This window comes from Pseudacidovorax sp., assembly GCF_017991995.1.
Taxonomy (GTDB): domain Bacteria; phylum Pseudomonadota; class Gammaproteobacteria; order Burkholderiales; family Burkholderiaceae_C; genus Xenophilus.
Map to the genome: position 1 here is coordinate 114,999 of NZ_JAGOPN010000005.1, position 23,353 is coordinate 138,351.

Sequence of the window (23,353 nt, forward strand, 5' to 3'; positions counted from 1 at the left end):
CATGTTCACCGGCTGGACCCATGAGGACGCCGTGTGCGACCCGCAGGCACCCGAGGGCGCGGCGGCCCGTCGCCCTGCATGGCCTGAAGCCGGCGCGCCCGCGGCCTGTGCCGCGCTGGCCCTGGCCGCCGCCCTGTTCGCGCTGGGCAGCGGGCGCTACCCGCTACCGCTCGCGGACGTGCTGCGGGGCCTGGGCGCGGCCCTGGGCCTGGTGCAGCTGCCGGACATGCAGGCGCAGTTGCTGCACCGGCTGCTGATCGACATCCGCCTGCCGCGCGTGCTGGCGGCGCTGGCGGTGGGCGGGGCGCTGGGCCTGTCGGGCGCGGCCTACCAGAGCGTGTTCCGCAACCCGCTGGTCTCGCCCGACCTGCTGGGCGTGATGGCGGGCGCCAGCGCCGGCGCCGCCCTGGGCCTGGTGGCCGGCTGGCCCTGGCCGGTGGTGCAGGGCCTGGCCTTCGGCGGCGGGCTGCTGGCGGTGGGCCTGGGCGTGGCCATCGCCCAGGCCTTCGGCGGGGCCACGGTGCTGATGCTGGTGCTGGGCGGCATCGTCAGCGGCGCCCTGTTCACCGCCCTGCTCTCGCTGGCCAAGGTGCTGGCCGATCCCTACAACCAGCTGCCGGGCATCGTCTACTGGCTGATGGGCAGCCTGGGTCACGCCGGCCTGGGCGAGCTGGCCCTGGCCGCGCCCCTGCTGCTGCCGTGCGCGCTGCTGCTGTGCCTGGCCGGCCCCTGGCTGGACGCCCTGGCCATGGGCGACGACGAGGCGCGCAGCCTGGGCCTGCCGGCCCCTGCGCTGCGGCTGGCGGTGATCGCGCTGGCCACGCTGCTGTCGGCACTCACCGTGGCGCTGGCCGGCATGATCGGCTGGGTGGGCCTGGTGGTGCCGCATGCGGCGCGCCTGCTGGCCGGCCCGACCAACGCCCGACTGCTGCCGGCCTCGGCCTGCCTGGGCGCTGTCTTCCTGGTGGGCTGCGACAGCCTGGCGCGCAGCAGCCTGCGCGCCGAGGTGCCGATCGGCATCGTCACGCAGCTGCTGGGCATTCCGCTCTTCCTGGCCGTACTGGGCCGGGCCCGCCGGGGTTGGAACGGATGAGCACCCGACCGCCCCCGAGCGCGCCTGCCGACGGCCGCGACGCGGATGCCGAGGCCCGGGATGCGGATGCCGAGGGCCGTGGGAGCGCCGGCCCGCTGCTGCAGGCCAGCGGCCTGCGCTGGTCCCGGCGCGAGGGCCTGTGGGGCCCGCGCCGCGAGGTGCTGCGCGGCGTGGACCTGCAGGTGGCGACCGGCGAGGTGCTGGCTCTGATGGGTCCCAACGGCGCCGGCAAGAGCACGCTGCTGCGCCTGCTGCTGGGCCTGCTGCCGCTGCAGGCCGGCATGCTGCAGCTGGAAGGCCGGCCGCTGGCGCAATGGACGCGCCGCGAGCTCGCGCGCCGCGTGGCCTACGTGCCGCAGCAGCACGAGCCGCCCTTTCCCTATACCGTGCATGACGTGGCCGCCCTAGGCGTGCTGCCGCATGCCGGCACGCCGGGTGCGGCCCGGGCGCGCGGGCGCATCGGCCCGGTGCTCGCGGAACTGGGCCTGGCCGATCTGGCGCAACGGCCCTACACCCGCCTGTCGGGCGGACAGCGCCAGCGGGTGCTGATCGCCCGGGCGCTGGTGCAGGGCGCCCGCCTGCTGCTGTGCGACGAACCCGACAGCGGCCTGGACCCGGGCCAGCAGCAGCGGCTGCTGCAGATCCTGCGCGGTCTGGCCGCGCAGGGCCGTGCCGTCGTGCTGTGCACCCACCACCCGGCGCATGCGCGCGCCATCGCCGGGCGGACGCTGCTGCTGCGCGACGGCCGCGTCATGGCCCAGGGCAGGACGGAACAGGTGATTGCGGACGACTGGATGCGACGGACTTACGGGTAGCGTCCCGGGCCGCTTCGCGGCGCGCGCGGGCCTGCCGCCGGGGTCGCGTCAGGGCACCATCTGGAACAGCTCGGGCTGCCCCTGCCGGTACACGCGCAGCCACAGCAGCGTGGCCGGCAGCACGGCCTCGCAGCCGAAGGCCAGGGCCTCGTCCAGCGCCGGCCCGGGCGGAAGGGCCAGGCGCTGCGCGAGCGACTGCCAGCCGTCCCAGTCCAGCTCGGGCATGCGGGCGCGCACGCCCGGGGCCAGGGTGCCCAGCGCCGCCGCCATCTGGCCCAGCAGGCGCTGTACCTCCTGTCGGGTCAGGCGAGAGCGCAGCAGCTCGTCGCGGGTGAGGCCCTCGACGAGCGTGGCGATGCCGGTGCCGGCCTGCTCCACGATGCCCAGCAGGGCGCCGGTCTCGATGCCGCCGCCCGCCGCCTGTACGCCCTCTTCGGGCACGGCGCTGGAAGGCCCCGGCGAGGCATTCATGCCAGGCACTCCCCCGCGGCCTCGGCGGCGGCGCACAGGCGCGCGTTGAGCTCCAGCGCAAAGGCCTGCCAGGCCGCGGCCAGCGCGCGGGCGATGGCACGCCGGTCCTCGTCGTCGGGCCGGTGCTCGTGCGGCAGGTTGGACAGCGCGCAGGAGCGCGCGTTGAAGCCCAGCGCCTCGTCGACCAGCGACTGGCTCCAGCCCGAGAAGGCGGCCAGCAGCGGCGGTGTGAGCGGATGCCGCCCCTGCGCCGGCACCCCGGCCTCGGCCGCCAGCACGGGCAGCAGCGCGTCGAGGCAGGCCAGCGCCTCGCCGTAGCACTGTTCGGCACTCGCGCGCAGCGCGCGGGCGCTCAGGCCGCCCTGCAGCTCCGCGCCCTCGGCCGTGCCGGACAGCATCCGCACCAGATGGCGGCGGTAGTGATCGGGGCCCTGGGCGCGCAGGCCCTGCACGGCCTGGCAGAAGGCGGCGACGGCGGCCGGCGCGTCCACCGCCGCGGCGAAGACGGTGCCATCCGGCTGCAGCAGCTGGTGCGAAACGCGTTGCGCACTATCCAGCGCGCCTTCCATGTGGCCGGCGCCGTGCAGGGCGGTCTCGGTGCCGGCGAAGAACAGCCGACTACCCCACCAGGGCTGGCGCAGCCGCGCGTCGGCCCGCGGCGGCTCGGCGGGGCCGGCGCGGTCGGCCTGCGCACAGGTCCAGGGCTCTTCGGCCCAGTCCTGCAGGTGAAGCTCGCCGTCCTGCGCCTCGGCGCCGTAGAGCTGGCCGAGCTGGCTGTGCACCAGCAGCGGCAGGCCGCGGCGGAAGTCCTGGCGCTGCTGCGCATCCAGTGCCACGAAGCCGGCCAGCGTGCCCTGCGGCCCGGTGCCCGCGTCGAACACCTCGCCCAGCACGGCCTGCGGATGGCGCACGAAGGCATTGCCGGAATGGCCGGCCTCGCGCCAGAAGGGCCGGCCGAAGGCGCTCGCCGCCTTGGCCTGCGCAGCCATCCAGGTGGGCACGGCCGCCAGGGCATCCGCCAGCGCATCCGGCAGGGCCGGCACGAAGCGGATGCGCTCGGCGGCCAGCCTCGGCGGCAGGGCCAGCACCAGCTGCGCGACGTGCAGGCGCTGGCCATCGGCCAGTTGCAGCAGCACGCCGCCGCCTTCCGCCCGGTGCACTTCGCACACCGCGGCCGTCAGGCACAGGGCCTGCGGCGGCAGGGCGTCGGCCAGCGTCTGCGCCAGCCGCGCGCTGCCGCCCTCGATGCGGCGCGCGCCCTGGTGCACCTGGCCGGGGGCGGCATCGTGCCGTTCGGGGGCGCGCTCGGGATCGTCCAGCCAGAGCGCGTCGCCCGGGTCGTGCTGGGGCACGCTGGCCAGGCCCAACTCGGCCAGCAGCGCCACGACGCCGGGCTCGGTGGCGGGCCAGAACCACGCGGCGCCCAGGTCCAGCGGCTGGCTGGTGGCGGTGCTGACGCGCGTGAGCAACCGGCCGCCGATGCGCTCGCGTGCCTCCAGCACGCGGACCTGGCGGCCGGCCAGGTGCAGGCGGCGCGCCAGCGCCAGCCCGGCCAGGCCGGCGCCGACGATGGCGACGTCGCAGAAGAGAGGGCCGGCAGCGCCAGCCTCGGAAGTCCTGGCGTGCATGGCAGTCAGGGATGACAGACGCCCAGGGGCGGGACTCAGACGAAGCTGAGCACTTCCACCGTCACCGGCTGGTCGCCCAGCACGGCGCGGCAGGCCAGGCGCGACTTGGCGCCGACGCCGACGATGGCGTCCAGGCGCTCGTTCTCCTCGCGCGTGGTCTTCGACAGGCTCTTGCGGCCTTCGAGCACGAAGAGGTGGCAGGCGTCGCTGCACTTGGCGCCACCGTCGCATTCGTGCGTGAGCACGCCGGCGCGGCGCAGGGCCTCCAGCAGCGTGATGCCAGTCTCGGCGTCGAAGGTCTTGCCGCTGGGCATGACGGTGAGGGGAACGGTGGTGGTGACGGTGTCGCTCATGGCGGGTCTCGTGGTGGTGGTGGTGGTGAAAAAGGGATGGCTGGACGCTCAGAAGGTGTGAATGAATCCGGCGTGGCCGAGCGGACTGCGAAAACGCGGCCAATCAAGGCGCAAAGCGCAGCCATAGCTCGGGCTATGGCGAGCATTTGCAACGCAGAGTGGGCGTGTTTTGGCAGGACGAGCGGGCATGACGGGTTCGTTCACACCTTCTCAGGCCGCCAGTGCCGCAGGCGCCAGGGCCTGCACCAGCGCATCGGCGAAGTCCGGCAAGGGCATGGCGATGCGCTCGATGCCCTGCTCTTCCAGGAAGCGCGCCTCCATGCGGGTGGGCGGCTCGGGCAGCACGGCCCAGTGCCGGTCGCCGGAGCGCTTCATGATCTGCCGCGCGAAGCTGCGCGTGAGCTGGTCGTCGAAGCGGCAGCCCACGAACAGGAAGCCGCGCCCCGCGCGCTGCTGCTGCACGATGGCGGGGATGGGCGTCTGGATGTCGATCTCGGTCAGCACCTCGACGTAGTCGCTGTCCGAGACCAGGTAGTTGCTGGCCGGCCGGCGGCTGCCGATGGGCTGGTAGAGCACGCGGACAGGCTCGGCGGGCAGCTCGGCCAGGTGCTCGCCATCGTCGGCATAGACGCCCGTCCACTGGCCGAAATGTTCGGACTGCGACAGGCCCTGAATGCGCACCCAGCCGCCCTCGGGCCGGGCCATGGTCAGCGCGCGGCCGAAGGTGTCGTCGTACCAGGTGTCGATCCACAGGGGCGCACCGCTGGCGGCCAGCGCCGCATGCAGGGCCGAGGGCTGCGGCGTGGCGGCGAAGGCCTCGTCCATGATCGACACCAGCGACTTGCGGTGCTTGAAGTTCTCGATGAACTGCGCCGCCTGCGTGAGCCGCTTGCGGATCTTGTGCGGCACGCTGACCTTGGCGGTCATGATCTCGGCCAAGGCGAGCGATGTGCCGGGCACCTTCGCGTCGTTGCACAGGGCGAGCATGCCGGGGCCCATGTAGGGAATCAGCCCACCGGCGTCGAGGCGGCGGGCGAGGTCTTGGATCAGGTCGGTCATGGGTGTCCTCTTCAGAGATAGATCGCCGCTCCGGCACCCACGTTGGTGGCCGTGTCCTTGAGCGTCTTGACGATGTACTTGACCTGGTCCGCGTCCAGCTGCGTGTGCAGGGGCAGCGCCAGAGCGCGGTCGCCGATGCGGTCGGTGTCGGGCAGCACACCGCGCTTGCGGCCGATGGCGTCGCCCGCGTTCATGTAGAAGAACTGCTGGTGCAGCGGATGGCTGTAGGCCGCGGTTTCGATGCCGCAGGCCGCCAGGTCCTCGATCATCTGGGTGCGGGCGCTGGCGGTGAAGCGCTTGCCCAGGTGCACCACGTAGAGCATCCAGTGCACCTCGTCCACGTCCTCGCCCAGGTAGGGCGGCTTGATGCCCTCGAAGCTCTGCATCTGCTCGTGGTACCAGGCCTCCACCTGCTTGCGCACGGCCAGCCGGTCGTCCAGGCCCGCCAGCTGCGCCAGGCCCAGCGCCGCCGTGAGCTCGCTCATGCCGGCCTGCAGCGGCACGCGCGAGCCCACCGACACCGAACCCCGGTCGGACAGCCGGCGCTGGCGCAGGTAGCGCAGCTCGTGCGCCAGGCGCTCGTCGTCGGTGACCAGCATGGCGCCCTCGCCCGTGCACAGGGCCGAGGGTGCGGAGAAGTCGAACACCGCCACGTCGCCGAAGCTGCCCACCGCCTGGCCGCGGTAGCGCGAGCCCAGGGCCTCGGTGCTGTCCTCGATCAGGGCGATGCCGTGCGCCGTGGCCAGCTCGCGCAGCGGCCCCCAGGCGGCGGGATGGCCGTTGGTGTTGCCGGCCAGCAGCGCGCGGGTCTTCGGGCCGATGCGCGCCGCCGCCTTCTCGGGGCTGAGGCAGCCGCTCCAGTAGTCGATGTCGGCGAAGACGGGCGTGGCCCCGGCGAGCGTGATGGCCTGGGCGATCTGGTGCCAGGTGTGGGCGGCGCACACCACCTCGTCGCCGGGGCCGATGCCCTGCGCCCGCAGCACCATCCACAGCCCCAGCGTGCCGCTGGCCACGCCCACCGCGTGGTCGCGGCCGGCCCAGCCGGCAAAGGCCTGCTCGAAGGAGGCGAGCATGGGACCGTCGCCCCAGCGGGCGGCCTCGAGCACGGCGTTGACCAGCTCGATCTCGCGCGGGCCGCAGTCGGGTTCGGCCAGGCCGATGGCTTCCATGTCCATGGCGGTGCTCCTGCGAGGTTCAGCTTTGCGTGAGGATCAGCACCGTGGCCTCCTCGGGCCGGGCGGTGACATGCCAGCAATGGCCCTGGCTGGCGGCCAGGTAGACATTGCGCGCGCCCAGCTGCAGGGCCGGCGTCTCATCGCGCATGTCCAGCGCATCGACCACGATGGCACGCACCTCCGGATGGCGGGCGCGCCAGAGCGCCGCGGCGTCGCGCACCGTCGGCGCTGCGCCCACCACCTCGCAGGCTGTGCGCAGTTGTTCGCTGGTGAGGGCCATGGCCGCCTCACTCGTCCGCGGCGATGCGGCGGGCTTCCACCGTCACCGGCAGCGTGGTGCCCTCGGGCATGGCCGGCAGGTCCAGCTGCCAGCCGTTGCCCAGCGTGACCAGGCCGCCCCATAGGCCGGGCTGAACCATCGACACGATGGGTTCTTCCAGATCCTTCTTGGGGACATAGGCCGAGAGCAGGCCCTTGCTGTCTTTGCGGATCATGACTTTCATCGGTGAGCTTCCAGGTTCGGTGAGGGACGGGATTCGGTGTCAGGCCTGGGCGGCCTGCGCTTCCTGCAGCAGGGGGCGCAGCAGGCGCGGCAGGCCGGCGAGCAGGGCGTGGACGTCGGGCGTCTGGCTGCCCTGGCCCAGCGACAGGCGCACGGCGGCCAGGGCCTCGTCGGCCGGCACGCCCATGGCGCGCAGCACATGCGAGGGTTCGCTGCCGCCGGAGGAGCAGGCCGCGCCGGAGGAGGCGGCGATGCCCAGGCGCTCCAGGCGCTGCAGCAGCACCTCGGCCGACAGGCGGCCCACGCGCAAATAGCTGGTGCCCGGCAGGCGCGGCAGGCCGCGGCCCCACACGTGCACGGCGTCCGGCAGCGCGGCCATCAGGCCGGCCTCCAGCGTGTCGCGCAGCGCGGCCTGGCGCTCGGCCTCGGCCTGGATCGCCGCGTCGTCGCCCAGCCGCTCCAGGGCGGCGGCCAGGCCCACGATGCCGGGCAGGTTCTCGGTGCCGCCGCGCCGGCCGCGCTCCTGGCTGCCGAGGGTCTGCGGCGCGAACGGCGCACCCTGGCGCAGCAGCAGCGCGCCCACGCCCTTGGGGCCGTGGAACTTGTGGGCCGAGAAGGAGACGGCGTCGGCACCGCAGGCATCGAAGCCGAAGGGCAGCTTGCCGACGAACTGGGTGGCGTCCACATGCAGCCGCGCGCCTGCAGCGCCGGCCAGCGCGGCCACCTCGGCCACGGGCATGAGCAGACCGGTCTCGTTGTTGGCGGCCATCAGAGACACCAGCGCCACGTCGGGGCCGATGCGTTCGGCGGCGGCCTGCAGGTCGAGGCGGCCGTCGGGCAGAACGGGCAGCAGTTCGACCGGCACGCCGGCCTCGGCCAGGGCCCGGGCCAGCCGCAGATGACCGGCATGCTCGATGGCGCTGAACAGCACCCGCGTGCGCCCGACGGGCGCTGCGGCCAGCAGGCCGCGCACGGCCAGGTGGTTGGCCTCCGTGGCGCCGCTGGTGAAGATCACCTCGGCCGGCTTGCTGCGCAACACCCGCGCCACCGTGGCGCGGGCGGCGGCCAGCGCACGCCGTGCGTCCTGCCCCGGCGCATGCTGCGACGAAGCATTGGCCCAGAGCCGCTCGTACACGGGCCACATGGCGGACAGCACCTCGGGTGCGGGCGCGGTGGTGGCGTTGTGGTCCAGGTAAATCGTCATGGCCAGTACACCCGTTCGGTGTCGGCGCACAGCTGCGCCAGCAGTTCCGGCAGCGGCGCGGCCGGGCCGGGCTCGGCCCAGCGGCCGGCGGCATGGTCGCGGGCCTGCAGCTGCCACAGGGCCTGGCCCTTGTGCGCGAGGGCCAGGCCGGCCGCATCCGCTGCGGGCTGCAGCCGGGCGATGTCGATCACGCCGCCGTTTGCATCCACGTTGCGCGAGCAGCAGGGGCTCTCGATTCGGTAGCCCAGTCCGTCGCGTAGCACGCTCGGGCGCACGTAGCGGTAGCGCACCCGCTCGCGCAGCGCCCGCTCCAGTCGGTGCAGGAGAAAGTCGGCCACCCCGCCACGGGGCGGTGTCGGGCTCTCGGGCATGGGCAGGCTGCAGGCCATGGATGGGCTCAGGGCTGCGGGGTTGCCTCGGTGGAGGCGGCTTCGGAGGGGCCGTCGTCCTCCGGCAGCAGGCCGGCCGGCGCGGGCGCGATCTCTTCCTCGAAGCAGCCGACCACGCGACGGCCGAACTCGACCAGGTAGATGGGCTCGTTGGTCTCGGTGGAATGGCCGATGTTGACGATCTCGCCCACCGCGCCCTGCGGCGCCAGCACGGCGCCCTCGTCCAGCTCGGGATGGCTGCCGTCGTTGAGCAGGTCGTCCAGCGCCACCACGCGCAGGCCCCAGCCGTATTCGGGCGCGCGGGGTTCGGCGAAGGCGGCGACGTCGGCGGGAAGCGTGTTCATGGGGCGTTCTCCGGAAGGGACGAGGGGTCGGTGTGGCCTGTGGGCTGCTGCGGGCGGCCGAGCGCGTGCAGGGTCTGGGCATCCACGCCCAGGCGGGCCAGCACGTCCTCGGGCAGGTGGTCCAGCGTGCACAGCTCCTTGGCGCGCATGCCCACGCGGTGGCCCGTGTCCACGAAGTCCACCGCGTAGATGTAGAACTGCTGCAGGAAGGTGTTGATGCTGGTCACGTAGCCGATGTCGCCCTTGTTGACCAGCACTTCACCGATGTCCTTGCCGTTGTAGGTGCCGTCGTTGCGGATCACGCTGCGGGCGATGACGCGCTCGCCGTAGTTGAAGCGGGGCGGAAAGGCGACCTCGATGAGCTCGTCGTCGCGGTTGATGTCAGCCATGGGCAACTCCCTGGGCGGGCGGTCCCGCCAGTCGCTCGGCAGCGGCGCGGCGCACCTCGGGGTCCGCGTCGTCCAGCAGGCGGCGCACCGCCTCGGGTGCGGCGCGCCGGGCCACCTCCCATCGCACGCGCCAGTCCTCGTCGTCCACCAGCCGCGCCAGCAGCGGCGCGGGCAGGCGCTCGGCCACGATGCGGCGCACTTCGGGCTCGGCATCGCTGGCCAGGGTCAGCAGGGCCGGCATCTCCAGCCGCTGGGCGACCCGCATGCGCACGCTGCGGTCGGCGTCGTGCGCGAGGGTGGCCAGCAGTGCCAGCGGCACCCGGCGGGCGACCAGCTCGCGCACGCCGTAGTCGGGGTCGTGGCGCATGGCGGCCAGGGCGTTGCCTTCGAGCCGCTGCGCGACGCGGATGCGCACCTCGCGGTGCGGGTCGTGCATCAGCCGGATCAGCTGGCCCTGCGGCAGGCGCAGGGCCACCTGCAGCCGCACGGTCTCGTCGGGGTCACCGATCAGCGCCGTCAGCCGGAACAGGCTGGCATGGCGGGCCGCGATGGCGCGCACCTCGAAATAGGGATGGGCCAGTTCGCCATCAGCCAGTCCCGGATGCCAGCGGAAGAAGCGGTCGATGCGGCGCGCATAGGCATCCTGCATGCACGCGTGGCCGGGCTCGCAGCCGTGCGGCTCGGGCCGGCCGCGCAGGGCCTGGTGAGGGCAACGGCCGCAGTCGACGGGGCCGCCGCGCCAGTACAGCGGCGCGATGTCGCCGGCAGGTGCGCGCGCGGCCGGGCTGGCGGCGTTGGTCACGGACGTGCCTCCGGCCCCCAGCCGTAGGCGGGATAGGCGCCGGGCCCTTCGGCAGGGTCGATCAGGCCCGCGGCCAGCGCCTCGTGCCGCTGCAGCACATGGGCCAGCAGGGCCCCGCCGACGCGGTCGCGCGGGTCGAGCCGGCGCAGCTCGCCCAGCATCAGCCGGGCCTCTTCCAGCTCGCCCAGCCGCAGGTTGAGGTAGGCCAGGCCCTTGAGGGTGAAGAGGTAGAAGCGCACCGCGGCGTCGTGGCGCGCCTCGTCGTCGGTGGGTGGCCGGTCGCCGAAGTCGGGGCCGAGGGCGGTGCGGGCGACGGCGAGCGCGTCTTCGCCCGCCGCCTTGGCGCGCTCCAGGTCGTGGCCGTAGAAATGGAAGCGGTAGAGCGCGATCAGCGGGACCGGATGGCGCGGTGCCAGCGCGCGGGCGCGCTCCAGCAGCGGCAGTGCCTGCTCCGGCCGATGGCGCAGCAGGCCGGCGCTGGCGATGAGCGCAGCAGGCTCGGCCGGCAGGCCATGGCCCAGTGCCGAATCGGCAAAGGCGGCCATCCCGCCATCGTCGAAGCCCAGGCCCATGGCATTCATCGCCGCTGCTCCGCTGCTCCGCTGCCTCGGGTCATGCTCAGTGCGTCAGCGTGACCGGGCGGCCGCGGCCGATGGAACCCACGTCGATGCGGGCCACGCCGGGCGGCGTGGCGGCGGCATCGCCACTGCTGCTGCAGGCGCAGGGCGCCTGCTTGGGGTCGATGAAGGCCAGACCCGACTTGGTGGGCGTGTCCACGAAATCCATGGTCACGCCGTCGAGCAGCAGCCGGCTTTCGGCGGGCAGGAACAGGCGCAGGCCCTCCCCCACCTCCAGCACCGACTCGCCCGGCTGGGGCGCGGCCTCGGCGCTGAACTCCGAGTTGAAGCCCGAGCATCCGCCGGCGCTGACGACCAGCCGGAAGCCCGCCGTGGCCGGCAGGCCCGAAAAGCGCAGGATGCGCCGCACGAACTTCTCGGCGGCGGGCGTGAGGGTGAGGCTGGGAACCATGGTCAAAGGTCTCTGTGGTGGATGAAGAAAAAAGGACAGGCGACGTGGGCGGGCGCGCAACGCATAGGTCGCGCCGATGCGCCGGCAAGACCGCGGCAAGCGCGTTACCCGCACTACCCGCAGCACCCGCATCGCCGGCACTACGCGCACTACCCGCGGCACCCGCACCACGCGCACGACCCGCATCGAACGGCCGCGGAGCAGGCCATGCGGGAACGTCCGCGGAACCGGCTTTGCCGGGCCGCTGGATGTGCCCCCCTGGGGGGGTGGGCGGAGCGCGAAGCGCGCAGCCTGGGGGGGTTTAGGCTTTCGTTATGCAGCCGTCCACGGGGCACACGGCGATGCACTGCGGCTCGTCGTAGTGGCCCTCGCACTCGGTGCACTTCTTGGGGTCGATGACGAAGATGCCGCCCTTCTCGCGGATGGCGACGTTGGGGCATTCGGGCTCGCAGGCGGAGCAGCCGGTGCAGGTGGAGGCGATGATCTTCAGCGACATGGCTTTCCTCGTGGATTGCTAGCTAGTTGGGGGGGTGGATGAAGCGGCGTGCGGCGCCTCGCTCAGGCGGCCTGCGCCGCGGTGTAGGCACCCTGGCGGATGGCGGCGTCGCCGCGGTCCTGGTGCACCAGCGCGCCGCTGGCGATGCGGGCGCGGTAGCCGTTGAACCAGGCCAGCGCCGCCTTCTCGATGAACTCGCCGACGTACTGGTCCACCGGCTCGATGCCGGCGGACGACAGCTCGTCCTTGGGGCAGGCGCCGATCTTGGCGACCAGCACGGCATGGCAGTCGTTGATGGCGCGCACCACCGACGGCAGCTGCTCGTCGTCGCCGAAGCCGCCCTGGCAGTACAGGTCCACCCGGCGGTGGCCGACGAACAGGGCCTCGCTGCGGCTGACCTCGAAGATCTGGAACTCGGTCACATGGCCGAAGTGCTCGTTGACGCGACCGCCACCCTTGGTGGCCACGGCCACGAGCACCTTCAGGTCGTCGGCCACGCCCAGGTTGGCGGCCTCGGCGAGGGCTTCCTGCTTGGCATCGTGCTGGGCCTGGCGCTCGGTTTCCACCTTCTCCTGGTAGGCGCGGCGGCGGTCGAGGTCGTACACGACCTCCATCTCCTCGATCTTGTCGAGGGTGAATTCCTCGCTGCGGTCCTCGCCCAGCAGGCCCACCGCGTCGGCACGGCACTGGCGGCAGTGGCGCATGAGGTTGGCGCCGCCGGCGCAGGCGTCCTGCACGGCCTTGAGTTCCTGGGCCGTGGGACCACGCTGGCCGGTGAGGCCGAACACGGTGCCGTGCTCGGGCTCGGAGATCAGCGGCATGATGTTGTGCAGGAAGGCACCGCGCTTCTTCACCTCGCGGTTGACCTCGATCAGGTGCTCGTCGTTGATGCCGGGGATGAGCACCGAGTTGATCTTGGTGAGCACGCCGCGGGCGGTGAGCATCTCCAGGCCCTTCATCTGCTGCTCGTGCAGGATCTTCGCGGCCTCGTAGCCGGTGACGCGCTTGTGCTTCCAGAAGATCCAGGGGTAGATCTTCTCGCCCACCGCCGGGTCCACCATGTTGATGGTGATGGTGACGTGGTCGATGTTGTACTTGACGATCTCGTCCACCTGCTCGGGCAGGGCCAGGCCGTTGGTGGACAGGCACAGCTTGATGTCGGGCGCCTGCTCGTGGAGCATGCGCATGGTGTCGAAGGTCTTGGCCGGGTTGGCCAGGCTGTCGCCGGGGCCGGCGATGCCCAGCACGGTCATCTGCGGGATCTCGCTGGCGACGGCCAGCACCTTCTTGACGGCCTGGTCGGGCGTGAGCTTCTGGCTGACGACGCCGGGGCGGCTCTCGTTGCTGCAGTCGTACTTGCGATTGCAGTAGTTGCACTGGATGTTGCAGGCGGGCGCCACGGCCACATGCATGCGGGCGTAGTGGTGATGGGCCTCTTCCGAGTAGCAGGGATGGTTCTTGACCTTGTCCCAGATCTCGGCGGGCATGTCGTCCGGCCCGCCCGAAGAGCCGCAGCTGGCCTTTCCTTCGCCCCCGTGGGTGCCGCAGCCCCCGCCCGCATCGGGCAGTTCGAACTTGGCGCCGAGTGGCTTGATCTGCCCGATGCCGACGTAGGTGGTGGCGGGCATGGTGCTGGCTGGGCTGGCTTGCTGCATGGATGGACCTCGCGGGATGGCGGCCCGACTTGGCCGCGTACGGGGTCTCTACTGCCAAAAACATGCCACGCGGTTGTGGCGCTCCAGCGTTGGGTTTCACGCGGTTTCGCGTTGGTTTTGAAGCGTTTGTCTGGCGGGGTTGCGACAGGGCTCGATGTGTGTCGCGTTGGGTGTGTTGGCGTTGCGACAAAGGGGTGTTGGTTGCTTGCGTGTGTGGTTCGACCGTTGACGCCTGACGAGCGTCTGGCTGGCTTGGGTCGCGGCCTTTACCGTTGACGCTGGATGAGCGCCTGGCTGACCCCGGCGCCCAGGGCGGCCCCACATGCTGCGTCCCTCGCTGAACGCTCGGGCAACCTGCGGTGCTCGCCGGATGAGCGCATGGCGTAACTCGCTACGCGCTTACGCGCTCCGCTCAAACAAACGCCATGAGTCAGTCACAACCGGCCCGCGGGGGCCGCGGGCCTCGCTCATCCGGCTGCGCTCCTCGGCGCAGCCTGAGGGGCCGCCCTGGGCGCCGGGGCCAGCCAGGCTTGGGGTTTGGCATGACCTTCGCCCATTACCGCCCGCTCGAGAGACATGGCCGCCACACAACACTGCTCGCGGGTCAGCGACCGCAGTCGCGCACTGCGCCACCGCCCCCACGCCCACCTCTACCCCCTACCCCTACCCCCGCACCTGCACCTGCACCTGCACCTGCATACGACTCTGTGCGTGTGCGTCTGCCTGTGGCGCGGCCGGGCCCGTGCGTTCGCTATGCCATTGCTGATGCCGCTGTTCTGGCTTCTGCGGCCTTGAGCTGAGGAGCCAGCGACGAACGCGGGTGACTGCCAAGAGCGGGCGTGACGGTCACCTCCCCATAAGCCCGGCCTGGGGTGTGCGGCCTGGGCGCCCTGTGGACGCGCCGAGGAGCGCAGCCGGATGAGCGAGGCCCGCGGCCCCCGCGGGCCGGTTGTGACTGACTCATGGCGTTTGTTTGAGCGGAGCGCGTAAGCGCGTAGCGAGTTACGCCATGCGCTCATCCGGCGAGCACCGCAGGTTGCCCGAGCGTTCAGCGAGGGACGCGGCCGCTGGGCGCCCAGGCCGCACACCCCAGGCCGGGCGCTTCGTCCACGGCCCACGGCCAGCACCACCACTACGGCCGCTACCAACAAGCCTCACGCGTCAGAGTCGAGAGTCCGCACCAGTGCAAGACGTTGCGCCACGGCCCGAGCCGCTCAGAACTTCCTCACCTCGATCCCATGCTTGCGCAGCGCATAGCCCATCTGGCGCGGCGTGATCTTGAGCAGCCGCGCCGCCTTGGCCTGGACCCATCCGCAATGCTCCATGGCCCAGATCAGGCGCGCATGCTCGCCCTCGGGCTTGTCGCTGAGCCCCGACGGCCCCGCCGCCGCGGCCTCAGCCGGCATCGGGGCCGAGGGCGCAGCAGCCGCCGCCGGCTCGGCCGGCAGCACCGGCTGCGGCGGCAGCGCCGGCTTCGGCGGCAGGCCCGGGACCTCGGTGATCGGAATGTCCACCGGCCGCCCAGGCCGCACCGCGTCCTCGCGCTCGATGTGGTGCAGCACCTGCGTCAGGCAGCGGTTGCCCTGGCAGGGGAAGGCCAGGTCGCTGATCACCTCGGCATGGGTCATCGTCGCCGTGCGCTCCACGCAGTTCTCCAGCTCGCGCACATTGCCCGGCCAGTAGCAACTGCTCAGCACCCGCATGGCACCCGGGTCGAAGCGCATGCGCCGGCCGTTCTCGCGGTTGAATCGGTCCAGGAAATGCTGCGCCATCGCGGGGATGTCCTCGCGCCGCTCGCGCAGCGGCGGCAGCTGGATGCTCACCACGTTGATGCGGTAGTACAGGTCGGCGCGGAACTCGCCGGCCTGCACCATGCGCTCCAGGTTTCGGTTGGTCGCCAGGATCAGCCGCACGTCCACCTTCACCGGCGTGCCGCCGCCCACCCGCTCGAACTGCCGCTCCTGCAGCACCCGCAGCAGCTTGGCCTGGAACGAGGCCGAGATGTCGCCGATCTCGTCGAGGAAGAGCGTGCCGCCATGCGCCATCTCGAAGCGGCCCTTGCGCTGGCCCTGGGCGCCGGTGAAGGAGCCCTTCTCGTGGCCGAAGAGCTCGCTCTCCAGCAGCGACTCGGTCAGCGCCGCACAGTTGACGCAGACGAAGGGCGCCTCGCTCCGGGGCGACAGGCTGTGGATGGCACGCGCGATCACCTCCTTGCCCGTGCCGCTCTCGCCGCGCAGCAGCACCGTGGTGCGAGCGGGCGCCACCTGGTGCACCTGTTCGAACACCGACTGGATCGGCGCCGACACGCCCACCACATGGTCGATGCGGTGCTGCGGCTTGAGCGCCTTCTGGATGCGACGCACCTCGTCCTGCATGCTGTCGTGGCCGGCGGCCACACTGCGCTGCAGAAGCAGCGCCTGGCCCATCAGCGTGGCCACCATACGCAGCAGCTGCAGGTCTTCGGCGAACACGCGTGTGCCCCCGTTGTTGACGCACTGCATGGCCACCACGCCCAGCGTGCGGCGGTCGGCGCGGATGGGCATGGCCAGCATGGCGATGCTGTCGAGCCCGTCGCCGCCGCCCGTGCGGTTGAGGAACAGCGGCTCCGCATGCACGTCGGGCACGATGGCCGGCACCCCGCTGGCGAACACGCGACCCACGATGCCCTCGCCCACGCGGAACACCAGGCGCTGCCGCTCCTCCTGCGACAGCCCGGCCGAGCACAGCCCCCGCAGCGGCCCGCCCGACTCACCGAGCACCACGAAGGCGCGGCGCCAGTCGAAGGCGTGCAGCAGGTAGTTGAGCGCCTCGCGGAACGTCTTGCCCACGTCGAGCGAGGCCGACAGCGTCTTGCTGACCTCGTAGACCGCATCCAGCTCGCGGCGAGTCTGGGCTTCCTTGGAACGTGCAATCACCATCATGGGGAACCTCGCTTTCCGCCGCCCGCACCACCCGCCGGGTGCCCCCGGCACAGGCCGGTGCAGGCACGTCGGCTTTGTCGGCTTCTTCGCAAGAAACATACCTATTCGTCAACGCTGTGACAGCCCCGAATGCACCGTCGCGGCGCCGGCCGGACATTCGCGACAAACAGGACATGCCCCACCGCGGCATACCTTGATCCCGCTCACAAATCCAACAAAAAAACGCGCGCGGACCCCATCGGGAGTGGGCTTTCGAGCGATTCGGGTGTGGCACCGATGTTGCAGAAGCAGTGGCGTCTAGCCCACCAGGAGCCCGCCATGTCCGACCTGCCCCGCGACACAGCCACCGCCCGCCCCGCGCGCCCCATCTACCTGGACTACGCCGCCACCACGCCGGTGGACCGACGCGTGGCCACGCGCATGCTGCCCTACCTCAGCGAGATCTACGGCAACCCCGCCAGCCGCTCGCACGCCTACGGCTGGGCCGCCGAGGAGGCGGTGGAGCTGGCCCGCGAACAGGTGTGCGCCCTGGTCAATGCCGACCCGCGCGAGATCGTGTGGACCTCCGGCGCCACCGAGTCCAACAACCTCGCCATCAAGGGCGTCGCCCACTTCTACGCCGGCAAGGGCCGCCACCTGGTGACCGTGGCCACCGAGCACAAGGCCGTGCTCGACAGCATGCGCGAGCTGGAGCGCGAGGGTTATGAAGTGACGGTGCTACCGGTCGATGCCGACGGCCTGGTCGACCCCGAACGCTTTGCCGCCGCGCTGCGGCCCGACACGGTGCTGGCCTCGGTCATGGCCGTCAACAACGAGACCGGCGTGGTGCAGGACATCACCGCGCTCGGCACGCTGTGCCGCGAGCGCGGCGTGTTCTTCCACGTCGATGCGGCGCAGGCGGCCGGCAAGATCGCCATCGACCTGGGCCAATGGCCGGTGGACCTGATGTCGCTGTCGGCCCACAAGCTCTATGGCCCCAAGGGCATCGGCGCGCTGTACGTGCGCCGCAAGCCGCGCGTGCGGCTCGACGCCCAGATGCACGGCGGCGGCCACGAGCGCGGCATGCGCTCGGGCACCCTGCCGGTGCACCAGATCGTGGGCATGGGCGAGGCCTTCTGGCTGGCGCGCGAGCAGATGGCGGCCGACAACGCCCGCATCCTGCGCCTGCGCGAGCGGCTGTGGAACGGGCTGCGCACGCTGGAGGCCGTGGCGCTCAACGGCCACGCCGAGCGGCGCGCGCCCGGCTACCTCAACGTGAGCTTCAACTACGTCGAAGGCGAATCGCTGCTGATGGGCATCAAGGGCGTGGCCGTGTCCTCGGGCTCGGCCTGCACCTCCGCCAGCCTGGAGCCCAGCTACGTCCTGCGCGCCATGGGCCGCAGCGACGAGCTGGCCCACAGCTCGGTGCGCTTCTCCATCGGCCGCTTCACCACCGAGGCCGACATCGACGCCACCATCGCCCAGGTGCGCGAGGTGGTGCAACGCCTGCGCGCCATGAGCCCGCTGTGGGACCTGGTGCAGGCCGGCGTGGATCTCGATTCCATCCAGTGGGCCGAGCACTGAGCAGCGGCCGGCCCCGATCCCTCTTCTTCCAACCTTCGACACGGAGCAAGGCTTCATGGCATACAGCGACAAGGTCATCGACCACTACGAGAACCCCCGCAACGTCGGCGCCTTCGAGGCGGGCGACGAGAACGTCGGCACCGGCATGGTGGGCGCGCCGGCCTGCGGCGACGTGATGCGCCTGCAGATCCGCGTGAATGCCGAGGGCGTGATCGAGGACGCCAAGTTCAAGACCTACGGCTGCGGCTCGGCCATCGCCTCCAGTTCGCTGGTGACCGAGTGGGTGCGCGGCCGCACGCTGGACGAGGCGCTGGCCATCAAGAACGCGCAGATCGCCGAAGAGCTGGCGCTGCCGCCGGTCAAGATCCACTGCTCGATCCTGGCCGAGGACGCCATCAAGGCCGCCGTGGCCGACTTCCGCGCCCGCCAGGCCACACGCCAGGCCGCCACGGCCGAGGCCCAGGTGCTGGCCGAGCAGCCCGCCTGCGCCAGCACCGGCAGCCACTGATTCCTCCCTCTTTCCGCCCATCTCCAAGGAGCACCCGATGTCCGAAGCCATCGCCCTCAATCCTGCGATCGAACCGATCGCCATGCCCGCCCTGCTCGAATTCACGTCCCGCGCCGCCGCCAAGGTGGCCTCGCTGATCGAAGAAGAAGGCAATCCCGCCCTGAAGCTGCGCCTGTACGTCACGGGCGGCGGCTGCTCGGGCTTCCAGTACGGCTTCGCCTTCGACGACCAGGTGGCCGAGGACGACACCACCGTGGTCACCGAGGGTGTGGCCCTGGTGGTGGACGCGATGAGCCAGCAGTACCTGCTGGGCGCCCAGGTGGACTACGAGGAAGGGCTGGAAGGCTCGCGCTTCGTGATCCACAACCCCAACGCCCAGAGCACCTGCGGCTGCGGCTCGTCCTTCTCCGTCTGAGCGGGAGGCCCCGGCGATGACCGTCTCCCTGACCCCCTCCGCCGCACGGCATGTGGCCCGCTCCCTGGTCAAGCGCGGTGGCGGCATCGGCCTGCGCCTGGCCGTCAAGACCAGCGGCTGCTCGGGCTATGCCTATGCCCTGGAGTTCGTCGACCGGCTCAACGAGGACGACCAGTGCTTCGAGAGCGAGGGCGTGAACGTGGTCATCGACGCACGCAGCCTGGCCATGCTGGACGGCACCGAGCTGGACTTCGTGCGCGAAGGCCTGAACGAGGGCTTCAAGTTCAACAACCCGAACGCCAAGGCCAATTGCGGTTGCGGCGAGAGCTTCGCGGTCTAGAGGGGCTCCCCCCCATGCCGCTTCGCGGCTCCCCCCCTCTCTGGCGCCTTCGGCTTGGAGGGGGGGCGCACCCAGCGGCCTGGCAAAGCCAGTTCCGCGGGTGCTCCCGCGTGGCCTGCTCCGCGGCCTTTTGATCTGTGGCGGTGAGGCAGTTTCATGCGCCGTTGGTGGCGCGCAGCATCCGAAGACATTGACATGGCCCTCCTTCAGATTTCCGAACCCGGCCAGAGCGCCGCGCCGCACCAGCATCGGCTGGCGGCGGGCATCGATCTGGGCACCACCCATTCGCTGATCGCCACGGTGCAGAGCGCGCAGGCGCGCTGCCTGCCCGACGACGAGGGGCGGCTGCTGTTGCCTTCGGTGGTGCGCTACCTGCCCGGGGGCGGACTGGCGCTGGGGCACGAGGCGCGGGATCAGCAGGCCGAGGATCCGCGCAACACCATCGTGTCGGTCAAGCGCTTCATGGGGCGGCGGCTGGCCGACCTGCCCGAGGCCGCCGGGCTGCCCTACGACTTCGTCGACGGCCCGGGCATGGTGGGCCTGGCGACCGTGGCCGGCGAACGCTCGCCGGTGCAGGTGTCGGCCGAGATCCTCACGGCCCTGCGCGAGCGGGCCGAGTTCACGCTGGGCGGCCCGCTGGCCGGCGTGGTGATCACCGTGCCCGCGTACTTCGACGACGCCCAGCGTCAGGCCACCAAGGACGCCGCCCGGCTGGCCGGCCTCCATGTGCTGCGTCTGCTGAACGAGCCCACGGCCGCCGCCATCGCCTACGGACTGGACGAGGGCAGCGAAGGCACCTTCGCCATCTACGACCTGGGCGGCGGCACCTTCGACATCTCGGTGCTGCACTTGTCGCGCGGCGTGTTCGAGGTGCTGGCCACCGGCGGCGACTCTGCCCTGGGCGGGGACGACTTCGACCGCGCCATTGCCGAGTGGTTCTGCGGCGAGCACGGGCTCGGCGGCCTCTCGGCGCTGCCGCCCGCCGCGCAGCGCGCATTGCTGGCAGAAGCGCGCCGCGCCAAGGAGGCGCTGAGCGACACACCCGAGACCGACATGGTCCTGGCCGTGCAGGATGGCCGCCGCTGGCAGGCCCGGCTCACGCATGCACACCTCGCCGAACTGGGCCAGCCGCTCATCGCCCGCACGCTGACGGCGTGCCGGCGCGCCCTGCGCGATGCACGGCTCGGCGCGCAGGAGCTCAGCGGCGTGGTGCTGGTCGGCGGCTCCACCCGCATGCCGCTGGTGCGCGAGGCCGTGCGCCAGCACTTCGGCCATGAGCCGCTGTGCAGCATCGACCCCGACCAGGTCGTGGCCCTGGGCGCCGCCCTGCAGGCCGACGCGCTGGCGGGCAACGGCCGCGGCGATGAATGGCTGCTGCTGGACGTGTGCCCGCTGTCGCTGGGCCTGGAGACCATGGGCGGGCTGGTGGAAAAGGTCATTCCCCGCAACACCACCCTGCCGTCTGCGCGGGCACAGGAGTTCACCACCTTCAAGGACGGCCAGACCGCGATGGCCGTGCACGTGCTGCAGGGCGAGCGCGAATCGGTGGCCGACTGCCGCTCGCTGGCGCGCTTCACGCTGCACGGCATTCCGCCGGCGGCCGCGGGCGCGGCACGCATCCGCGTCACCTTCCAGATCGATGCCGACGGCCTGCTGTCGGTGAGCGCGCGCGAACTGACCACGGGCGTCGAGGCGCATGTGGAGGTCAAGCCCACCTACGGCCTGGCCGACGCGCAGATCGCCGGCATGCTGCAGGAGGCCATCGGCGCCTCGCAGGCCGACATGCAGCTGCGCATGCTGCGCGAGGCGCAGGTGGATGCACGCCGCCTGCTCGACGCGACGGAATCGGCCCTGGCGCAGGATGCGGCGCTGCTGTCGCCGGCCGAGCTGGCGGCGATCCGGCAGGCCATGTTCACGGTGGCCGATGCGCTGGAGACGCAGGCCGCCGTGGCCGAGCTCAAGGCCGCATCCACAGCCCTGTCGGCCGCGACCGAATCCTTTGCGGCCCAGCGCATGAACGCGTCGATCCAGCGCGCGCTGGCGGGCCGTGCGCTGGACACGCTGGCCTGATCCCACCAAGGCCTTCTGCCATGCCCCAGGTTCGCGTCCTGCCCCATCCCGATCTGTGCCCCGAGGGCCGGATCCTCGAACTCAAGCGCGGCGCCTCGCTGTGCGAAGGCCTGCTGTCGGCCGGCATCGCCATCGAGCATGCCTGCGAGATGGTGGCGGCCTGCGCCACCTGCCACGTCTATGTGCGCGAAGGCGCTGCGTCGCTGGCGCCGCCGGACGACGAAGAGAACGACCAGCTCGACAACGCCTGGGGCGTCGAGGCCCAGTCGCGCCTGGCCTGCTGCGTGAAGCTGCGGGATGCAGACGTGACCATCGAGCTGCCACGGCATACGCGCAACCACGCGCGGGAGAAGTAGAGAAGCACCCCCCATGCCGCTTCGCGGCTCCCCCTCTCTGGCGCCTTCGGCTTGGAGGGGGGCGCACCCCGAGGCCTGGCAAAGCCAGTTCCTCGGGTGCCCTGGTATGGCCTGCTCCGCGGCCATTCGATCCTGGCGCCGCACCGGTTGCATGCGATGCGCGCGCGGCGCTGAAGTGAAAAGGCACCCCCATGCCGCTTCGCGGCTCCGGGCGGCCGCCAGAGGCGGCTGCTCTTCGGGCACGTCCAAGCCTGCACTCGCAGGCTCGGAGCCGCGGCCCTCAGCCCCTCCCTCTCTTGCGCCTTCGGCTTGGAGGGTGGCGCAGCCCGAGGCCTGGCAGAGCCAGTTCCTCGGGTGCCATGGCATGGCCTGCTCCGCGGCCATTCGAACCTGGCGCCGCACCGGCTTCATGCCATGCGGATGGCGCGCGGCGCCATGGAAAACTGGCAAGGCATGAACGGACCCGCTTCCTGTCCGAAACAGCACATTCTCGACAGGCAAAGAGTCCTCGTCGTCGCAGCCATCGCGACAAAACCGCACTGTGCAGACTATCTCCGCGTGGCACGCGCTTTGCGAAGACACCCGCAAGGACCCACGACATGCCACATCCCCCCGTCATCAACGACACCACCCTGCGCGACGGCGAACAGACGGCCGGCGTCGCCTTCACGGTGCAGGAGAAGTGCGCCATCGCCCACGCCCTGGCCGCGGCCGGCGTGCCGGAGATGGAGATCGGCATTCCCATCATGGGCGAGGACGAGATCGCCTGCATCAACGCCATCGCGGCGCAGGCCCGCCCCGCCACCCTGATGGTGTGGGGCCGCCTGACCGAGGCCGACCTCGCCGCCGCGCTGCGCTGCGACGCCGACATCGTGCACCTGTCGATCTCGGTGTCGGACATCCAGCTACAGCACAAGCTGGGCCGCTCGCGCGCCTGGGTGCTGCAGGAGATCGGCCGCATCATCGGCGCGGCCGCGCGCACGGGCCGCAGCATCTCCTTCGGTGCCGAGGACGCCTCGCGCGCCGACCCCGCCTTCCTGGCTGCCGCCGCCAGCCAGGCCCGCGACCACGGCGCGCGCCGCGTGCGCTATGCCGACACGCTGGGCGTGCTCGACCCCTTCTCCACGCACGCGGCCATCGCCCACCTGCGCGCGGCGGTGGGCGATGCGATGGAGATCGAGATCCATGCCCACAACGACCTGGGCCTGGCCACGGCCAACACCCTGGCCGCGCTGCGCGCCGGTGCCACCCACGCCAGCACCACCGTCAACGGACTGGGCGAGCGGGCAGGCAATGCCGCGCTCGAAGAGGTGGTGATGGCCGCCCGCCACCTGCAGCAGGGCGAGACCGGCGTGGACACACGCCAGCTCGTCGGCATTTCGCAGCTGGTGGAGCAGGCCTCGGGCCGGCGCGTGGCCTTCAACAAGAGCATCGTGGGCGAGGCCGTGTTCACCCACGAGTCCGGCATCCATGTGGACGGGCTGCTGAAGAACGCGGCCACCTACGAGGCCTTCGACCCCGCCGAGGTGGGCCGCGAACGGCGCACGGTGCTGGGCAAGCATTCGGGCTCGCAGGCCGTGCGCCACGCCTACCGCGCGCTGGGTGTGGCCCTGGACGACGACGGGCTGACGCGCCGCCTGCTGGCACGCATCCGCCACCATGCGGTGCAGGCCAAGCGCGCGCCCACGCAGGACGAGCTGCACGCCTTCCTGCGCGCGGCGCAGTCGCCCGCGGCTGCCGCCCTGGCCGCATGACGCAAGACAGCCCGGAGCCCGC

The 23,353-nt window shown here is 71.8% G+C and carries 26 protein-coding genes; 9 read left to right on the forward strand and 17 right to left on the reverse strand.

The window, feature by feature from the left end:
* Position 1 precedes the first annotated feature (1 nt).
* Positions 2-1,093: an iron ABC transporter permease gene (locus KBC94_RS08620; protein ID WP_294368725.1), complete on the forward strand. Its 1,092-nt coding sequence runs from the start codon at positions 2-4 to the stop codon at positions 1,091-1,093.
* Complete coding sequence (locus tag KBC94_RS08625; RefSeq protein ID WP_294368730.1) at positions 1,090-1,908, forward strand: ABC transporter ATP-binding protein; 819 nt, start codon at positions 1,090-1,092, stop codon at positions 1,906-1,908. Before KBC94_RS08620 ends, KBC94_RS08625 begins: the two co-directional genes overlap by 4 nt.
* Positions 1,909-1,956: 48 nt before the next feature.
* On the opposite strand, the gene KBC94_RS08630 is transcribed toward KBC94_RS08625, so the two are convergent.
* The 17 genes from KBC94_RS08630 to nifA form a co-directional block, all read right to left on the reverse strand.
* Positions 1,957-2,379 carry a hypothetical protein gene (locus KBC94_RS08630; protein ID WP_294368733.1) on the reverse strand — a complete coding sequence of 141 codons (423 nt, stop codon included), beginning with the start codon at positions 2,377-2,379 and terminating at the stop codon, positions 1,957-1,959.
* Positions 2,376-4,007, reverse strand: a complete 1,632-nt coding sequence (locus KBC94_RS08635) for an FAD-dependent oxidoreductase (protein WP_294368735.1) — start codon at positions 4,005-4,007, stop codon at positions 2,376-2,378. The genes KBC94_RS08630 and KBC94_RS08635 overlap by 4 nt, the downstream gene beginning before the upstream one ends.
* Positions 4,008-4,042: 35 nt before the next feature.
* Positions 4,043-4,360, reverse strand: coding sequence for a 2Fe-2S iron-sulfur cluster-binding protein (locus tag KBC94_RS08640; RefSeq protein WP_294368738.1), 318 nt, complete (start codon positions 4,358-4,360; stop codon positions 4,043-4,045).
* 210 nt (positions 4,361-4,570) lie between these two features.
* Positions 4,571-5,419: an SIR2 family protein gene (locus tag KBC94_RS08645; RefSeq protein WP_294368741.1), complete on the reverse strand. Its 849-nt coding sequence runs from the start codon at positions 5,417-5,419 to the stop codon at positions 4,571-4,573.
* 11 nt (positions 5,420-5,430) lie between these two features.
* Entirely contained in the window at positions 5,431-6,594 is a 1,164-nt protein-coding gene (locus tag KBC94_RS08650; RefSeq protein WP_017760004.1) for a DegT/DnrJ/EryC1/StrS aminotransferase family protein, read from the reverse strand.
* 19 nt (positions 6,595-6,613) lie between these two features.
* On the reverse strand, positions 6,614-6,874 hold the full coding sequence (locus KBC94_RS08655) for a hypothetical protein (protein ID WP_294368743.1): 261 nt from the start codon (positions 6,872-6,874) through the stop codon (positions 6,614-6,616).
* A 7-nt stretch (positions 6,875-6,881) separates the two neighbouring features.
* Entirely contained in the window at positions 6,882-7,097 is a 216-nt protein-coding gene (gene nifT, locus KBC94_RS08660) for a putative nitrogen fixation protein NifT (protein WP_294368747.1), read from the reverse strand.
* Positions 7,098-7,136: 39 nt separating this feature from the next.
* Complete coding sequence (locus KBC94_RS08665) at positions 7,137-8,300, reverse strand: cysteine desulfurase family protein (protein ID WP_294368749.1); 1,164 nt, start codon at positions 8,298-8,300, stop codon at positions 7,137-7,139.
* Positions 8,297-8,689: a hypothetical protein gene (locus KBC94_RS08670; RefSeq protein WP_294368752.1), complete on the reverse strand. Its 393-nt coding sequence runs from the start codon at positions 8,687-8,689 to the stop codon at positions 8,297-8,299. Before KBC94_RS08670 ends, KBC94_RS08665 begins: the two co-directional genes overlap by 4 nt.
* Positions 8,690-8,697: 8 nt before the next feature.
* Positions 8,698-9,033, reverse strand: coding sequence for a nitrogen fixation protein NifZ (locus KBC94_RS08675; protein ID WP_294368753.1), 336 nt, complete (start codon positions 9,031-9,033; stop codon positions 8,698-8,700).
* A complete protein-coding gene (locus KBC94_RS08680) occupies positions 9,030-9,422 on the reverse strand; it encodes a nitrogen fixation protein NifZ (RefSeq protein ID WP_294368755.1) in 393 nt (130 codons plus the stop codon). The genes KBC94_RS08675 and KBC94_RS08680 overlap by 4 nt, the downstream gene beginning before the upstream one ends.
* Positions 9,415-10,224, reverse strand: a complete 810-nt coding sequence (locus tag KBC94_RS08685; protein WP_294368757.1) for a 4Fe4S-binding leucine-rich repeat protein — start codon at positions 10,222-10,224, stop codon at positions 9,415-9,417. Before KBC94_RS08685 ends, KBC94_RS08680 begins: the two co-directional genes overlap by 8 nt.
* Positions 10,221-10,805, reverse strand: a complete 585-nt coding sequence (locus KBC94_RS08690) for a hypothetical protein (RefSeq protein WP_294368760.1) — start codon at positions 10,803-10,805, stop codon at positions 10,221-10,223. Before KBC94_RS08690 ends, KBC94_RS08685 begins: the two co-directional genes overlap by 4 nt.
* Positions 10,806-10,842: 37 nt before the next feature.
* Positions 10,843-11,253, reverse strand: a complete 411-nt coding sequence (locus KBC94_RS08695) for an iron-sulfur cluster assembly accessory protein (protein WP_294368762.1) — start codon at positions 11,251-11,253, stop codon at positions 10,843-10,845.
* Between the two features lie 301 nt (positions 11,254-11,554).
* On the reverse strand, positions 11,555-11,749 hold the full coding sequence (locus KBC94_RS08700) for a 4Fe-4S binding protein (protein WP_294368764.1): 195 nt from the start codon (positions 11,747-11,749) through the stop codon (positions 11,555-11,557).
* 62 nt (positions 11,750-11,811) lie between these two features.
* Positions 11,812-13,404 carry a nitrogenase cofactor biosynthesis protein NifB gene (gene nifB / locus KBC94_RS08705; protein ID WP_294368767.1) on the reverse strand — a complete coding sequence of 531 codons (1,593 nt, stop codon included), beginning with the start codon at positions 13,402-13,404 and terminating at the stop codon, positions 11,812-11,814.
* A 1,214-nt stretch (positions 13,405-14,618) separates the two neighbouring features.
* Complete coding sequence (nifA, locus tag KBC94_RS08710; RefSeq protein WP_294368770.1) at positions 14,619-16,325, reverse strand: nif-specific transcriptional activator NifA; 1,707 nt, start codon at positions 16,323-16,325, stop codon at positions 14,619-14,621.
* A 318-nt stretch (positions 16,326-16,643) separates the two neighbouring features.
* Between nifA and KBC94_RS08715 the strand changes: the two genes are divergently transcribed.
* The 7 genes from KBC94_RS08715 (at position 16,644) to nifV (ending at position 23,331) form a co-directional block, all read left to right on the forward strand.
* Positions 16,644-17,888 (forward strand): IscS subfamily cysteine desulfurase, encoded by a 1,245-nt coding sequence (locus KBC94_RS08715; protein ID WP_294368773.1) that lies wholly within the window; start codon positions 16,644-16,646, stop codon positions 17,886-17,888.
* A 55-nt stretch (positions 17,889-17,943) separates the two neighbouring features.
* The gene (gene iscU, locus KBC94_RS08720) at positions 17,944-18,396 is read left to right on the forward strand and encodes a Fe-S cluster assembly scaffold IscU (protein WP_294368776.1); all 453 of its coding nucleotides are present in this window, start codon (positions 17,944-17,946) and stop codon (positions 18,394-18,396) included.
* 82 nt (positions 18,397-18,478) lie between these two features.
* The gene (gene erpA / locus KBC94_RS08725) at positions 18,479-18,811 is read left to right on the forward strand and encodes an iron-sulfur cluster insertion protein ErpA (protein WP_354319985.1); all 333 of its coding nucleotides are present in this window, start codon (positions 18,479-18,481) and stop codon (positions 18,809-18,811) included.
* A gap of 16 nt (positions 18,812-18,827) precedes the next feature.
* The gene (iscA, locus tag KBC94_RS08730) at positions 18,828-19,151 is read left to right on the forward strand and encodes an iron-sulfur cluster assembly protein IscA (protein ID WP_294368780.1); all 324 of its coding nucleotides are present in this window, start codon (positions 18,828-18,830) and stop codon (positions 19,149-19,151) included.
* Between the two features lie 195 nt (positions 19,152-19,346).
* Positions 19,347-21,221 carry a Fe-S protein assembly chaperone HscA gene (hscA, locus tag KBC94_RS08735; protein WP_294368783.1) on the forward strand — a complete coding sequence of 625 codons (1,875 nt, stop codon included), beginning with the start codon at positions 19,347-19,349 and terminating at the stop codon, positions 21,219-21,221.
* Positions 21,222-21,241: 20 nt separating this feature from the next.
* Positions 21,242-21,577, forward strand: a complete 336-nt coding sequence (gene fdx / locus KBC94_RS08740; RefSeq protein WP_294368785.1) for an ISC system 2Fe-2S type ferredoxin — start codon at positions 21,242-21,244, stop codon at positions 21,575-21,577.
* 599 nt (positions 21,578-22,176) lie between these two features.
* Entirely contained in the window at positions 22,177-23,331 is a 1,155-nt protein-coding gene (gene nifV, locus KBC94_RS08745) for a homocitrate synthase (protein ID WP_294368788.1), read from the forward strand.
* The last annotated feature ends 22 nt before the right edge of the window (positions 23,332-23,353 follow it).